This window comes from Martinezella sp. CNPSo 3890 (assembly GCF_057784455.1).
On sequence record NZ_JBXSOR010000008.1, the window covers coordinates 189,249 to 203,770 of the forward strand.

Here is a 14,522-nt window from a genome sequence, read left to right on the forward strand (position 1 = left end):
AAATTGCGTCATGAAATATATTGCAATATCAATTACATATTAGAATTGCGCACGCTTTTGTCGAAAATCAGCTCGTTTTAGATTCATTAAATCTGAATCGCAGCTGGTGTTTTCAGATAAATAGATAGGAAGAACATCATGAGCTTGAGCCTGCGGCAGCTTCGCTACTTCGTCGCGACGGCGGAATATGGACAGATCTCGCACGCGGCCGTCAGCCTGTCGATCTCCCAATCTGCCGTCACTGCGGCGATCAAGGATCTCGAACTTACCGTCGGCGTCTCTCTGTTCAACCGCACGCCACAGGGTATGGATCTAACCACGGCAGGCCGGCAATTCCTGTCCCATGCCTATGAAATTCTGGCCAAAGTCGACGAGGCGACCCATCTCAACCTCGTCAGCAGCGACATCGAAGGCGAGCTCGTCGTTGCCGCGACCTATACCGTTATCGGCTATTTCCTGCCGATGCATATCGAGCGTATCCGCCGTCTCTATCCGAAGCTGAAAATCCAGCTCTACGAGGTCAATCGCGAGTCAATCGAGGAAGGCTTGCTGACCAACCGCTACGACATTTCGGTCTTGCTGACCTCGAACATCCTCAATCCGATGCTGATGACCGAGACGCTTCTGAGTTCGGTCAGGCGTCTCTGGCTGCCGGCCGGCCACGAGCTGCAGCGTCGCGACGGCATCAGTCTGCGTGAAATCGCCGAGGAACCCTACATCATGCTGACGGTCGATGAGGCGGCACATTCTTCGCTGCGCTACTGGAGCCGAAGCCCCTATCAACCAAAGGTGCTCCTGCGGACCAGTTCGATCGAAGCCGTCAGATCGATGGTGGCGAACGGCCTCGGCGTCGCTATTTTATCGGACATGGTGCACCGCCCCTGGTCGCTGGAGGGAAGGCGCATCGAGACCGTGAACATACAAGACCCGGTTCCGCCCATGGATGTGGGGCTCGCGTGGCGAGCCAATGTCGAGTTCAGCCAGCCAATGCTTGCCTTCAGGCGTTATTTCCAGCAGGCCTACAGCCTGCCGGGCACGAATTCCTGATCCGATCGGTTGGCAATCGAGCTCCTCGTTCGAGGTAAAACCGGATTTGGTGCGCGCGGCTCGACCATAGGCGCCGCGAAGCCGTTACTGTACCAGCACAGGCTGCGTGCATCTTGCGTCGGTAACGCTCACATCGGCTTGCCCGATACCAAGACCGAGTAGGCCGAGTAGGCCGTACAGAACCTGATCGAGGGGCGCCGTCACGACCGATAGCGTATCGGCAACGGCTGAAAGCACCCCCGACGGCGTTCCAATGGTCAAGATGAGCAATTGGATGGTGATGGTCGCGTTTTTCAGCAGCGACGAGACCGTGGACGTCAGGACAGTACTGGTGGAAACCGTCTTGATCGTACCTGCCGAGATCTCCGACGGCTGAAAATTCAATCGTGTCGGGCTCATATTGGCGATATCGACCTGCGCACCCGCAATCACTTTGAGAAGAAGGGAATCGATGATCGCAGCCGGCGTTACCCGCGGCTCGGAGCCGAAGTTTACGAAAGCAGACGTATTGACGTCACCAAGATCTACCTCGGCAACACCGGGCACGGCGTCTATCCCGACGACCGCGTTTGGCATGGAGCCGCCGACACAGGTGATCGAGGCAAGCTTGGCTTCCGCGGGAGCAAGCTCGATATAGAGCGGAACTCTGAGCTTCAATCCGGCGATCAGCGACAGGCCGGTGACGGCGACTTCGAGCGCCGCACGGACTTGCGGCGTACGAACGATCGTGCCCGGAGCGCCCACGGCAAGGGCCGGCGTCTGCTGCGACATTTCCCCGATCGCCAGCGTCAGCTTCGCGGTCGCGACGCCTGGCAGAGCAGCCCCGAGATCGATCGCGATCTGTTTTTGCTGGTTGGCAGCCATTGCGGTCGCCGAGATCAGATCCAGCACGTTCATGGTGGCCGTCAGATTGGGGGAGGTGCCGACGACATTGCTCCCCAACGGACCGAGATTCACGATATCCTGCAGCTTGACGGTCAGCTTCGTTGTGCCGAGCGTCTTGCCGAGATTGTTGATGAGGGTGACGACTCCGGTCGAAAGATTGGTCGACTTGCCAAGAGCGCCGAGAATCTTGTCATAGGTGACGTCAGTTGCCAGAAGCTCGTTATAGCTCACGCCAGTAAGCTTGAGATCCGTAGCCAGCAGATTGAGAAAGCTCAGAAGATTGACATTCGCGCTGACAAGCGACTGATAATCGGCGACTTTCAGAGAGATTTGCGTTCCTAGCAACGTGCCAAGGAGCTGGTTCAGAATACCGCCATTGAGGCTCGCAAGCCGCGATCCCACCGAAAAGGCAGCCAGGCGCTCGCTGGACGCGGTGCCCGTCGCGCTCAAGGTCGGCGGCGTGGCAAAGGCGGAAGCGAAAGGCATCACCGCCTTTTGGGTCAATGTCACCTTGACGGAATCATACGGCGAGGTTCCCGTAGAGGAGAAGCGGTTTGCAAGCGGGATCGATGTATCTGCCGTGTAGGTGCCGAGGACCAGATTGGCCACGGTCTCATATTGACCGGAGTTGGCCGCAGCTGCGGTGACGAGCCCGTTGCTCGTCATATAGTTGCTGCCCGAGGCAACTGCCGCGGTCGTGCCATTGCTCTGGAGATTGTTCAGAAGCGCAGTCCGCGCATTTGCGATATCGGAAGCAGCCGATATCGCGCCGATGTCGCTCAATTGCTGCAGGCGCCGTTGCTGCAGCGTCATCATGCCGTAATCGATGCCGAGGCCAAGGCAATAGAGGATGAGGGGCGAGACGAGCGCAGTCGTGATGGCGACGTTTCCTCGCCTGTCCCGCAGAGAAGCGAGCCGACCGAGAAGCCGCTGCATCAGAGACCTCCGAGCCGGATGGTCGAATAGCGGCGGATGGTTTGATCCGGCATCGCAAAGGTATAGAGGTTCCAGATCGGAAGATCCGACGCGTCATAGCTGGCGCTGACTGTGAATTGATTGACATTGGTTGGGTCGGTGGCGACGGTTATCGTCAACTTACTCTTGTCGATGAAAGCGTCGTTGATCGTCGAATTGGTGACGAAGCTTTGAACCAGCTGGCTTCGCTCGTCCGCCGACAACCCGGCGATTGCCGTGCGGGCAGCGTCGGCCGTCAATTGCTGCAGCGAATGAGCGGCGGTAAGATAGATGGCAAAGGCAACCAGCGTGAGAAGCAGAAGGAAAAAAAGCGGCGCGATGAGAGCGAATTCAACTGCTGCGGCGCCCTCTTTCTCCCTGTTGAAATGAGAAACACGATACATGGTCCTGTCTCCTTCAATCGACCTTCATCTGCGCGATGACAGTCGAGGAGACCTTAGGCTTCGGACGTTAATTTTATATTTCTAAATAAGATATTTTCTAATATTATTTATATCTTAAAGATATCGAATACTTAACCAAATCATTATTTCACTGGGGAATAGCAGTCTTGGCAAAACTCCGAGCATGAAAAGCTTGCCAGAATATTGGCACCATGACCTTCCATTTGCAGTCGATGGAAATCTGTCCTTTCCAACCGCTGCGTCTCGCCCGCGCCGTACCTTCGACAGCGCTGGCCTGTTGGCTGCCCCGATCAACAGCAGACATTTACTTCTTCTTCGGCACCAGATCCCAGCCGCCCTGAATGTTTCTCACGAAACGGCAGTTTCCTTTGTAATAGGTGACGGCGCCTGTCCGATCCACCTTGATAGACGTCGGTAGCAATTGCGTCGCCGCCTTCAGCCGCTCGACCATGTCAAGTGCCTCCTGCCTCTTTCCCGCGCGGATCAGCGCCATCAGTTTCGATTCTTGTTTCATCCTCTATACTCCCGTTGATGGAGGTCTAAGGGCGGGCGGAACTTGCGACTTGTCAGTCCTATTTGCATATCGATCACCCTACTCGGCGTTGCATGAGCAGCGAACGCAGTGCCACGGTCACCACGCAGACGCTGGAAACAAGGAAGATTGCGCCGGACATCGCATAGATTGTCGGCGACGCACCGGCATTCATCTTGCCGAACAGCACGACCGGCAAGGTGTTCTGGCGGCCTGCCAGATAGAAGGCGCGCGTGAATTCGTTAAGGGACAGCAGGAACGAAAAGATGAAGGCGCTGACGAGACCCGGCCGGATCAATGGCAGGGTAATATCCCAAAACTGCCGGAAGCGGCCGGCACCGAGATCGTCCGCCGCCATCAGGTAGGTCCGTTTGACCGCGGCAAAGCTCGTCAGGATAACGATGAAGGCGAAGGGCATTGCCCATAGAAGATGGCCGGCAATGACAGTCAAAGCCGATGCCTTCACACCGGCGCGGCTGATCACCGTCGATAGTGCCAGCCCCTGGATGACGCCGGGTACGAACATCGGCAGCAGCACAGTCAAAAACCATAGGCTGCGTCCACGATGAAGCTCGCGATGCGCCAGCGCCGCGCCGAGCGACAGCAGCGTCGCAATGACAGCCGTCGCAAGCGCAATGACAATCGACTGGCCGAGCGCGGCGACGAGCGCGCTTTCGGAGCCGAGTGCAAGGTACCATTTCAGGGTGATGTCGGAGAAATGCGGCAGCCCCGGCTGCAGTGCAGGATTGAACGAGACACCGAGCAGGTAAAGCGGCGGCGCATAGATCACCATGAGGCCGAAGATGGTCAGCGCCCAGATGACGATGCGCGGGGTCGCTCCTTCTCTGACGATCATTGGCCTCGCTCCTCGAATAGTGAGGAGAGGCCGAACAGGGCATCCCCGATCAGCACCAGCCCAAAGACGATGACGAGCATCAGCGTCGAAATCGCAAAGGCGAGCGGAAAATTGGCGACGCGCATGACGTCGTTGATCATCACCGAGACGATTGAAGCGCCAGCGCCGCCGAGCATCTGCACCTCCGTCGAGGAGCCGGCAACCATGACGAAGACGAACAGGAAGCCGGCGAAGACGCCGGAATAGGTCAGCGGCAGCAATACCGTGCGGACCATCGTCCAGAATCCGGCACCGAGATCGCGCGACGCCGCCAGCGCGATCGGATCGACACGGCGCATTGAGAGCAGGATGGGGAAGGTTGCGAACGGCAGGTAGGAGGCGATCAGTCCGACGATGACAGCAAAATCGCTGAACAGCAGCCAGTCGAGCGGCGCGTCCGTGATGCCGGCCTGCTGAAGGAGCGTGTTGATGACACCGGTGCGGCCGAGCAGCAAGCGCCAGGAGAAGGAACGAATGAGATAGGACGTGAAAAACGGGATCGTCAGCAGGGCCGCAAGCACCACAGACAGGGTGCGGCCCGCCAGGAAATACATCGCATAGGCGGTGGGATAAGCGATGACGAGGCAGATAGCCGATGTCAGAAACGCCTTGCCAAGGGTGGACAGGAACACGCTCCAGCGCCCGGCCTCCAGAATGGCGCCATAGGCGGCGAGGCTGAATTCCGGCTTGATCCAGTAGGTGGCGGAATCCCAGGCGCAGAAGCTCCAGACCACGACAAGAACGAGCGGCGCAAGGCCGAGCAGTATGATCGCCGCGAGCGGAGCAGCAAGCAATAGAACTGGTGTTTTCATCGTCTAACCCTCCTTCTCTCGGCGTTGATCGCATTGGCTCGGGACCGGCCTCTCCCTCGGCAGATACGCCAGCCCCGATCCATCATGTTAAATCAGGCGTTGCGCAGCTTCTGCCACCACTCCTCGTAGAGTTGGAAATTGTCCGGGCGGCAATTCTGCCAGTAGACCTTTCCGGAGAACTTGGCCTTCACATGTTCGGCAAGCTTGGCAACGTCCTCGGCCTTGTATTCATCCGGATGGGCCTTGGCGTAGGCGAGGTTGTTGTCGGTCGGCACGAGATAGCCGCGCGCCTTGCCGAGCTCGCAGCCATAGAGGCCCGCAAGCAGGCCATCGACGAACTTGTGGGCGACGTCGGCCTTGCCGCGCTCCGTGGCGCCCTTCAGCAGTACCGTATTGTTGCCCCAGCCTTCGTAGCCTTCGACGGGAGCTGCATACTCCACTTGCAGCCCGCGCTTGCGGCCTTCATAGACGATCGGCTCCCAGCCGGTCATAGCGTCGACTTCCTCGTTCGCCACCAGCTGCACGCCCTGTTCCCATCCGTTCCAGAAAGTGCGGAACTGGCCATCCTTCTTGTGCTTGATCAGGAACTCCATGACGAGGCCGAGCTCGGATTCCGTCAGGTTGCCGGGCTCCTTGATCGGCTTGTTCTCGGCTTCCTTCAGATAGATGGCGGTGAAGATGGCACTGTTGATCCACGCATCTTCCATCGCGACCCGGCCCTTGAGCTTGGGGTCGAAGATGACGCCATAGCTGTCGACCTTGCCGAGCTTGTCGGGGCGATAAATGATGGAGTCGGCGTTGACGACGGTGGGAATACCGTACTGCTTGCCCTCATAGGTCAAGGTCGGGATATCTTTGGCCCATTGCCAGATGCCGGCGAAATTCGAGATCTTGGAGACGTCCCAGGGGGCAATCAGGCCCTGCTTGGCAAGCTCGCGCTCGGCGCCGCCCTGAAAGCCGCCGACATCGAAGAGATCGTTGGCATTGCCGGCGGCAAGGCGCGCGACCACCGGCCCGACATCGTTGCCGTTATCGGTAAACTCAGGCGAAACGCCACTTTGGCGAGTAAACTCCTGCCATTTGTCGCCGATATCGAGCGTGGCGGTACCCCAGAATGCAACCGTAGCATCATCGGCCATGGCAGTCGTTGCAGAAAGCCCGCCGACGGTGAGTGCGGCCGCACCCGCACCCATCAGCTTGAGCATGTCACGGCGCTGCATATTACTCCTCAAGGCGGAGGAGACGAGATTATTGCTCTTGTTCATCGTGTCATTCCCTTCCCTCATTTTTCGCTTGTGTCAGCTATTCGGGTTCTACTCATCGCCTCCAGCCAGAGCCGGTATTCCGGAACGATCGATCAGGAGCGCAGCGCCTGGCTTCAGACACACGCGCACGCTTTCGCCCGGCAAGGGCGGAGTTGCGTCCGCGCTAGTCGTTAACACCACGCGCTGGCTGTCGGCGAAAGCGAGCGTAACGTCATGGCTGAGTCCGCGATAGATGCTTTCGACAACCTTAAGTTCAATTATTTCGGCAGCCTCGTCGGCAGCCGGGATCAGCTCAATTCGGTCTGGGCGGATTGCAACAAGCGCATCGGACGGAGGCGCCGCTCCGGAAAAGCTTGCACCAATGTGCTGTCCCGCAATCGTAACGAGAGCCCTGCCGCCTGAAACCGAAATGCTTTCGGGCCTGAGGAGCGTATCGATGCCGACGAAACGGGCAACGAAGGCATTGGCCGGCGCCTCGAAGAAGCGCGACGGTACGTCGGTCTGCTCGATCCGCCCCTTGTGCATGACAGCCATCCGATCGGAAAGGCTGAGCGCCTCGTCCTGATTGTGGGTGACCAGGATAAATGTCGCACCGGTACGCTTGTGAAGACGGCCGAATTCGTCGCGCATCTGCTGACGCAGCCGTTCGTCAAGCCCGGTCAGAGGTTCGTCGAGCAGCAGGATACCCGGTTCCATGACGAGCGCGCGCGCTAGCGCGACGCGCTGGCGCTGGCCACCTGAGAGAAGATCGACGTTGCGATCCGCAAAACCCGAAAGTTCGACGAGGTCCAGTGCGCCATCAACCTTGCCTTTCAGGGCGGCACCGGACAACCCGCGCAGCTTCAGCCCATAGCCGATATTCTGGGCAACATTCATATGCGGAAAGAGCCCGAGCGACTGGAAGACGGTATTCACCGGCCGGCGGTTGGCCGGAACGTCAGCCATGTCCTTTCCGTCAAAAAACACACGTCCCGAAGTGGGCTTGTCGAAGCCGCCGATCAGCTTCAGCAGAGAGCTCTTGCCGCAACCGGACGAGCCGAGCAGCGTAAAGAACTCCCCTGCCCTGATGTCGAGCGTCACGTCGTCGACGGCGCGCGTCGGCCCGTAATTTCTGACGATATGGTCGAGACCGATCGCTATCGCCATACTAGACGCGTCCCCCATCACATTCGCGGATGAGCAGCAAGCCTTCCTCGCTCACTTCCAGTTCCTGTCCGGCAACAACCAGCGATGTCGCGGTTGCCTCCTCGATGATGAGCGGGCCGGCAATCCTCTCGGAAGACGGGAGCCGCGTGCGCTCGTAGACGGGGCAGGACACCCAACCGGTCGTTCCGCCGAAATAGACTTCGCGGCACCCCTTGAAGGCTGCATCCAGCGACCGGCCGGCGCCATCGAGTTTCGGAATGGCAATGACCGGGCCGTGGAGCACTGCCTCCAGATGGATCATGGTAATCTCGACCGGCGAACCTGGCAGGCAGAAGGTATAGGCGCGCTCATGCGCGGCATGGAAGCGTTCCGCAAAGCTTTCAGCATCGTCTTCCATTTCGAAGGGGGCGAAGACGCCGTGCTCCTGTCCGCGATACCGGGCTTCGACGCGGCAGGCGTAGCGTATCTCCGCCGCATCGCCTTTGGAGAAATATCTGACTGCCTCACGCTTCAGCTCGTCGAAACGACGCTTCAGATTGCTGACGGCTTCAGGACCAAGGGGCGAGAACCACGTGCTGCGGAAATCGGCCCGTGGCTCCGCCGCCAGCATTCCCCAGGCCGAAAAGATGCCGGGATGCGGCGGCACCACAGTCATCTTAACGCCGAGATCGCGCCCGAGGCGGGCGGCAAGCGCCGGCCCTGCACCCCCGGAAATGACGAAAGCGGCATCGCGCGGATCGTGTCCGCGCTGGACGGTTACCAGCTTCAACGCGTTGATCATCGACGCATGCGCAATCTCGACGATCGCGAGCGCCGCATCCTCGACCGATAGCTCCATCGGCTTGGCAACCGTCGCGATTGCCGCCGCAGCCTTGGACTTATCGAGCTGCATCTGGCCGCCCGCGAAGCTTGCCGGATCGAAGATGCCAAGCGTCAGCAAAGCATCGGATAGCGTCGGCTTGTCGCCGCCACGGCCATAGCAGGCAGGCCCGGGTGTCGAGCCAGCACTTTCCGGGCCGACGCAGAGCGCTCCGCGCTCATCGATGCGGGCAATCGAGCCGCCGCCGGCACCGATTTCGACGATATCGACCACCGGCACCTGCACCGGATAGCCGGGTGCGATGCGGGTGTGCTCGAGCTTGTATTCGCTGTCAAGCGTCGGGCGGCTATCGTGGATCAGCGAGCATTTCGCCGTCGTGCCACCGACGTCGAGCGACAGCACTTCGGATTCGCCAAGCACGGTGCCGATACGCGCGGCACCCGCCACACCGCCGGCCGGCCCGGATTCGACCAATGTCAGCGGGCTCGTCTGCGCCTGATCGAATGTGGAGATGCCGCCGTTCGACTGCATGGCATAATAGGGGCAGGTGAGATCGCGCTCGGTCAGCGCGCTTTCAAGCCGCGCAAAATAGCGCTTGATGATCGGCTGCACATAGGCGTTAAGCACGGCCGTATTAGAACGCTCATATTCCCGCCATTGACGGGAAACCTCGTGGCTGGCGCAAACCGTGACATCCGGCAGCGCTTCGGCAATCGCCTTGGCACAGGCGATCTCATGCTCGGGATTGGCATAGCTGTGGAGGAAGACGACGGCGACCGCCTCGACCTTGCGAGCGCGGCATTCACGGACGATCAGCTCGATATCGCCAAGCTCGATGGGCGTTAGCACCCGGCCTTTGGCATCCATGCGTTCGCGCACCTCGAAGCGCAGGCTGCGCGGCACAAAGGCTTCCGGGCTCTTGAACTGGAGATTGTAGAGATCGGGGCGATTGCCGCGACCGATTTCCAAGACGTCGCGAAAGCCGGCGGTCGTCACGAGCGCCGTGCGGACGCCCTTTCGCTCCGTAATCGCGTTGATGACGGTTGTCCCGCCATGCGCGAAGAAAATCACGTCGCGCGCCGAAAGCCCGTCCTTCTTCTCGGCAAGCTCGATTGCCGCAAGCACACCTTCGGATTGGTCGTGAACGGTCGTCAGGCTCTTGGCGGTAAAGATCTCGCCCGTGCGCTCATCATAACCGACGAGGTCCGTAAAGGTACCGCCTACATCCGTCGCCAGTCTGATCATGACGCCATACCCTCTTCATATCCATAGAGGCTGCGCGCCATCTCGCTGGTGATATAGCCATCTTCGACATCGCGACGGACCTGTTCCCGTTCGCGAGCACCCGGGTCACCCCAGCCACCGCCGCCGCCTGTAATGATCCGCACGAGATCGCCGCGCTTCAGCTCGATATGCGGTTCGCGGCCGAAATTACGGACCTTTCCGCCGCTCTCTTTCAGCTGCAGAAGATTGATGCTGCCGGATTTACCACCTTCTATTCCCCAGGGAGGCGTATCCGTTCGCCCAAAGCTGCAATAGGCGGAAGCACCGTCCCCGAGGATTTCATAATCGCGAATGACACCGAAACCTCCGCGACGGCGGCCCGCACCCGATCCCCCTTCCACGTTCAGCCCATAACGGCGCACGAGCAAGGGAAAGCGGGCTTCGATGACCTCGACGGAGTAATTGTAGGTATCGCCATCGGTTAGCGCGATCAGCGCATTGGCGCCATCGCCGTCCCTGCTCGCGCCCCAGCCGCCGTGTTGCGGCTCGATATGGATGAATGGCTGCCCCGCCTCGTCCTTGCCGGAAACATAGAGGACGCAGAGGCTTGTATAGGAACCGGCGGAAAAGCGCTCCGGCATAAGCTTTGCAAGGGCCTTCCAGACGAGTTCGGAAGCATGCACCGAACCCTCATAATACCAGCCCGTCGGAGAAGGCTTCTCGGCGGTAAAAACCGAACCTTTCGGCGCAATGACGGAGAGCGGCCGGAACCAGCCCTCATTGGAGGGTGCCTGTGGTGCGACCAGCGCCTTGAAGATGGTGCGCACCGCCGACTGCAGCGCGCCCGCCGCACAATTGATCGGGCCTGCGACGGCTGGCGGGCAACCGGTGAAATCCGCCGTCAGGCGATCTCCGGAAATCGTGACGGCAACCTTGACCGAAATAGGATCGGTAGTGACGCCATCGCCGTCAATGATATCTTCCGCCTCATAGATCCCGTCCGGCAATGCGGTTATGGCGGCGCGCGCCTGCTTCTCGCTGACCGACAGGAGGTGATTAAACGCGGCTTTGACGACATCGGTGCCATATTTGTGCGCAAGCTCGCCCATCCGGCGCGCAGCAACACGGACGGTCGCCACCTGAGCCGTGAGGTCGCCGATCGCGACTTCGGGCAGACGGACATTCTCGCGGATGATGCGCAGGACTTCGTCCGAGAAGCGATCGCTGCGCACCACTTTGACGCCCGGCAGCCTCAGTCCCTCTTGGAAGACGGAGGTGGCGTTCGGCGCAAGAGAACCTGGAACCGAGCCACCGACATCGAGATAATGGGCGACATTGATGGCATAGGCCAATATCCGGCCACCGAAGAAGATCGGCTTGACGATGGCGAAATCGCAGGCATGCGTGCCGCCGGAATAGGGATCGTTCGTAAGCAGGATGTCGCCATCTTCCAGATCATCGCCGTAGAGCGCGATCAGCGATTTGACCTGCGTGCCGAAGGTGCCGGTGAACAGGGTGATGCCGTTCATCTGCGCCACGAGTTCACCGTCACGGGTGAGGAGACCGCAGGCGAAATCAAGCACTTCATAGATCACCGGGCTCATCGAGGTCCTGGCCATGACCACGCCCATCTCGTCGACGGTGGCTGCCAGCTTGCCCTCGATAATCTCCTGCGTCACCGGATCGACGACGATCACGAATCTTCCCCTCATTATTATATTCGCACGCGTGCAGATTAGGTGTTTTTTCGTCCGTCGATAGCCTTCCCGATGGGTGGGCGGGCGCCTCAAAACCTACCCGAACGGGTAGGTCAGCGATCGAGCATGCCCTTTTGACGCGCTGCCGTCACGGCCGCAGTCCGCGTCGAGACATTGAGCTTGGCAAAGATATTGCGCAGGTGAAACTTGATCGTATTGTCGGACAAGGCCAGATTCCGGCCGATTTCCTTATTGGAAAGCCCAGAACTCAACAGCTCCAACACCATGCGTTCCCGGCCGGTGAAGGCATAGCCGCCATCATCGGCGGCAGGTTCGTGCACCGTCTCACCACTCATGAGCAGAGACTGGAGACGCTTTCGAGGAACGTTTGCGATAGTTGGATGATTGGCGAGTGCGCGAAGCTCGCCCAGTCCCGCGGAGTGATCGAGATGAAGCAGCGCCCGGTAGTCGTCGAGGGGGGTCGTCAACACGAGATCGGAAAGGCTGGCGGCGGCGAGATCCGCGCGGCCTTCCGCAAGAAGGATCCCTATTTCGATGAGAGCAAGCTCGATCGCGCGCGGGACATGCGGACGTTGCGACTGACCCATCCTGAACTGATCAAAGACCTCGCGCGCCTTGGCCTTCTCGCCAAGAGCCAGGTAGGCGCGTGTCCAGAAGATCGCCGGCGTGGCTCCGCGCAGATGGATGGCCAGCGCATTGGCGCGGTCTGAAACGATTGCCTGCATGCCGAAGCCGTTGGCCTCGGCATGCCGGATTGCCTGATCGAGATCGCCCGATGCCATGAGCAGCATGGCACGTTCGCCGTCAATCAGTCGCGTCAGCCGATCGAAGCCGCGCCGCCGTGCCACGGCGCGAATGCGATCCATCGCTGCATGGGCGGAAAGCAAATCCTCGCGCATGCGCAGGATCCGTTGCTCGGCCATGAAGCCCGCAGCCAGAAGGTCAAACCAGGTATCATGAAGCTCAAGGTGAGGCAGCGCCCATCCGAGCATCTCTGCCGCTGGCTCCGCCTCGCCGCGCATCGACAGAACCTCGGCCTTCAATACCTGGCCGACGGCATCGAGATCGCTGCCCGGACCGATATTGGTCTGCGCTTCGCAGATCAGCTCTTCGTAGGCCGACAGAGCGCTCGCACAATCACCGGAGAGAAAGAAGGCCTGGCCGATATGGGTATAAAGGTGCATGGCGCCGAAATCGGCGCCACCGTCGCGAAAGGCGCGAATGGCCAGATGCCCGTAGTGCAATGCCCGGTCAAGCTCGCTGCGGATCAGGAAATTGTAGGAAAGCATGTTGAGGGCCAGCGCCCGATGAATGAGCTCCATTCCATCCGGCTGCCGCAAATCATCTTCAAGTGCGGAAAGATCGGCCGCCGTCGCCCAGTGATCCGTATAAAGCGCCAGAAGGATGCGCACGACGCGCAGGTCCTTTGCCAAGGTCGGGTCTGCAGCAGCGGCCCGTTCGGCGATGACAAGATAATGATTGGCCGCAGCAAGCTGCGCCGCCTTGGCGTTGAAGATCGAGAGCCCGAGTGTTGCAAGCGGAAAGCGGACGAGATCGATTTCCGAGGCGCGTCCGCTCAAGGCCTGAAAGAGCGTCGCGCCGCCGCGGGTGGTGGCATAGACACGCCGCCAGCCGCCGGCTGTTTCGACGATGCGCGCGGCAAGATTGGCGTCGCCCGCCGCAAGCGCATGATGCACGGCCCGATCTATGTCGCCCTGCGCCTCAAACCAGTGGGCGGCACGATTGAGCGCAAGATTGGCATCGATACCCCTGCGGCTGGCGGTCTTCTTCAGGAACTCGTTGAAGACCGGATGAAACCGCATCCAGTTGCCGGGGCCTGCCAGCAGTGTGACCGGGAGTGCGTAGTCAGCCAGCCTCTCGCTGAGATCCGCCTGCTCTCTGCTTTCCAGCACGGCTTCGAGCAACGAATGATTGAAGGCCGGAAGGGCGGCCGTGCCGATGAGAAACTCACGTATGTCTTCAGGCAGATGTTCGAACACCTGCTCCGACAGGTAAGAGCCCATATCAGCACCGCCGCCATCGAACGAAGCCAGAATGCTGTCGCTCTCCTCCGATTCCGATACGAGCAAGCTCACCATCTGCAGCGCGACCGCCCAGCCTTCGGTCCGGCGATTGAAGGAACCCACCTGTTCCTCTGTCAGATGAGTGCCCTTACCGGCGAAAAGCTCTCCCGCTTCGGCATCGGTAAAGCCAAGCTCGGCAACACCGAACTGTTTGAACTCACCACGCAACCGCAATGCGGAGAGCGGAAAGCGCGGCGGGCTGCGGCTGACCAGCACCAGCTTGACATGTTCGAGCGAGAGGTCGGCGAGGATCTTCGCCATCAGCGCTTCGGTCGCATCCGTCTGGGCGAAATGATAGTCGTCGAGAAAGGCGACGAGCGGCCCCTCGATCTTGCGCAGGCGCGTCGCCAGCACGGAAAGCAATGCCGCCGCAGGCAGGTTGCCGGCATCCGCGCCATCCTCATGAAGCAGCGTCTGCAGGGCATCGATCAACGCGAGCAGAAAGGCTTCCTGATTGGTATGTTCGGCATCGAGCGACACCCAGCAGAGCTTGACACCATCCTCCTTCAACAGCTCGTACCATTGAACGGCAAGAGAGGTCTTGCCATACCCGGCAGGTGCGACAATGGTCGTCAAACGGCGCAGTCCGGCCCGCCGGAGCTGCCGCAACAGGTCGCTACGTCTGATTGTTTGCTGCCCGCTTGATGGGGGAGCAAATCGATTCTGTCCACTCATGGGGCGGGATGATGCTGTCTTGGCCGGCAGTTTGCAACCC

At 59.9% G+C, this 14,522-nt stretch carries 11 protein-coding genes; 1 reads left to right on the forward strand and 10 read right to left on the reverse strand.

The genetic code is table 11. The features are described 5' to 3' along the window. Positions 1-138 precede the first annotated feature (138 nt). Entirely contained in the window at positions 139-1,047 is a 909-nt protein-coding gene (locus tag AC13RC_RS19925) for a LysR family transcriptional regulator (RefSeq protein WP_488558220.1), read from the forward strand. A gap of 84 nt (positions 1,048-1,131) precedes the next feature. Here the strand turns inward: AC13RC_RS19925 and AC13RC_RS19930 are convergent, their stop codons facing one another. From AC13RC_RS19930 to AC13RC_RS19975, 10 genes are all read right to left on the reverse strand, one after another. After that, on the reverse strand, positions 1,132-2,868 hold the full coding sequence (locus tag AC13RC_RS19930) for a pilus assembly protein TadG-related protein (protein WP_183808801.1): 1,737 nt from the start codon (positions 2,866-2,868) through the stop codon (positions 1,132-1,134). Next, positions 2,868-3,290, reverse strand: coding sequence for a TadE/TadG family type IV pilus assembly protein (locus AC13RC_RS19935; protein ID WP_145319254.1), 423 nt, complete (start codon positions 3,288-3,290; stop codon positions 2,868-2,870). Before AC13RC_RS19935 ends, AC13RC_RS19930 begins: the two co-directional genes overlap by 1 nt. A 325-nt stretch (positions 3,291-3,615) precedes the next feature. Further along, positions 3,616-3,825 carry a hypothetical protein gene (locus AC13RC_RS19940; protein WP_069610151.1) on the reverse strand — a complete coding sequence of 70 codons (210 nt, stop codon included), beginning with the start codon at positions 3,823-3,825 and terminating at the stop codon, positions 3,616-3,618. Positions 3,826-3,898: 73 nt separating this feature from the next. Next, positions 3,899-4,699, reverse strand: coding sequence for an ABC transporter permease (locus AC13RC_RS19945; protein ID WP_488558221.1), 801 nt, complete (start codon positions 4,697-4,699; stop codon positions 3,899-3,901). After that, positions 4,696-5,550, reverse strand: a complete 855-nt coding sequence (locus AC13RC_RS19950) for an ABC transporter permease (RefSeq protein ID WP_488558222.1) — start codon at positions 5,548-5,550, stop codon at positions 4,696-4,698. The genes AC13RC_RS19945 and AC13RC_RS19950 overlap by 4 nt, the downstream gene beginning before the upstream one ends. 92 nt (positions 5,551-5,642) lie before the next feature. Then, positions 5,643-6,815 carry an ABC transporter substrate-binding protein gene (locus AC13RC_RS19955; protein WP_488558223.1) on the reverse strand — a complete coding sequence of 391 codons (1,173 nt, stop codon included), beginning with the start codon at positions 6,813-6,815 and terminating at the stop codon, positions 5,643-5,645. A gap of 48 nt (positions 6,816-6,863) precedes the next feature. Next, positions 6,864-7,961 carry an ABC transporter ATP-binding protein gene (locus tag AC13RC_RS19960; protein WP_488558224.1) on the reverse strand — a complete coding sequence of 366 codons (1,098 nt, stop codon included), beginning with the start codon at positions 7,959-7,961 and terminating at the stop codon, positions 6,864-6,866. A 1-nt stretch (position 7,962) separates the two neighbouring features. Further along, positions 7,963-10,026 carry a hydantoinase/oxoprolinase family protein gene (locus AC13RC_RS19965; RefSeq protein ID WP_488558225.1) on the reverse strand — a complete coding sequence of 688 codons (2,064 nt, stop codon included), beginning with the start codon at positions 10,024-10,026 and terminating at the stop codon, positions 7,963-7,965. Then, on the reverse strand, positions 10,023-11,717 hold the full coding sequence (locus AC13RC_RS19970; RefSeq protein WP_488558226.1) for a hydantoinase B/oxoprolinase family protein: 1,695 nt from the start codon (positions 11,715-11,717) through the stop codon (positions 10,023-10,025). The genes AC13RC_RS19965 and AC13RC_RS19970 overlap by 4 nt, the downstream gene beginning before the upstream one ends. 98 nt (positions 11,718-11,815) lie before the next feature. Beyond that, complete coding sequence (locus AC13RC_RS19975) at positions 11,816-14,383, reverse strand: winged helix-turn-helix domain-containing protein (protein ID WP_488558227.1); 2,568 nt, start codon at positions 14,381-14,383, stop codon at positions 11,816-11,818. Between the last annotated feature and the right edge of the window lie 139 nt (positions 14,384-14,522).

What these genes read in the sequence shown, in the direction of transcription:
- AC13RC_RS19935 (WP_145319254.1), bottom strand. Translation starts at nt 3,290, where the DNA reads ATGTATCGTGTTTCTCATTTCAACAGGGAGAAAGAGGGCGCCGCAGCA.
- AC13RC_RS19945 (WP_488558221.1), bottom strand. Translation starts at nt 4,699, where the DNA reads ATGATCGTCAGAGAAGGAGCGACCCCGCGCATCGTCATCTGGGCGCTG.
- AC13RC_RS19960 (WP_488558224.1), bottom strand. Translation starts at nt 7,961, where the DNA reads ATGGCGATAGCGATCGGTCTCGACCATATCGTCAGAAATTACGGGCCG.
- AC13RC_RS19950 (WP_488558222.1), bottom strand. Translation starts at nt 5,550, where the DNA reads ATGAAAACACCAGTTCTATTGCTTGCTGCTCCGCTCGCGGCGATCATA.
- AC13RC_RS19965 (WP_488558225.1), bottom strand. Translation starts at nt 10,026, where the DNA reads ATGATCAGACTGGCGACGGATGTAGGCGGTACCTTTACGGACCTCGTC.
- AC13RC_RS19925 (WP_488558220.1), top strand. Translation starts at nt 139, where the DNA reads ATGAGCTTGAGCCTGCGGCAGCTTCGCTACTTCGTCGCGACGGCGGAA.
- AC13RC_RS19930 (WP_183808801.1), bottom strand. Translation starts at nt 2,868, where the DNA reads ATGCAGCGGCTTCTCGGTCGGCTCGCTTCTCTGCGGGACAGGCGAGGA.
- AC13RC_RS19940 (WP_069610151.1), bottom strand. Translation starts at nt 3,825, where the DNA reads ATGAAACAAGAATCGAAACTGATGGCGCTGATCCGCGCGGGAAAGAGG.
- AC13RC_RS19955 (WP_488558223.1), bottom strand. Translation starts at nt 6,815, where the DNA reads ATGAACAAGAGCAATAATCTCGTCTCCTCCGCCTTGAGGAGTAATATG.
- AC13RC_RS19970 (WP_488558226.1), bottom strand. Translation starts at nt 11,717, where the DNA reads ATGAGGGGAAGATTCGTGATCGTCGTCGATCCGGTGACGCAGGAGATT.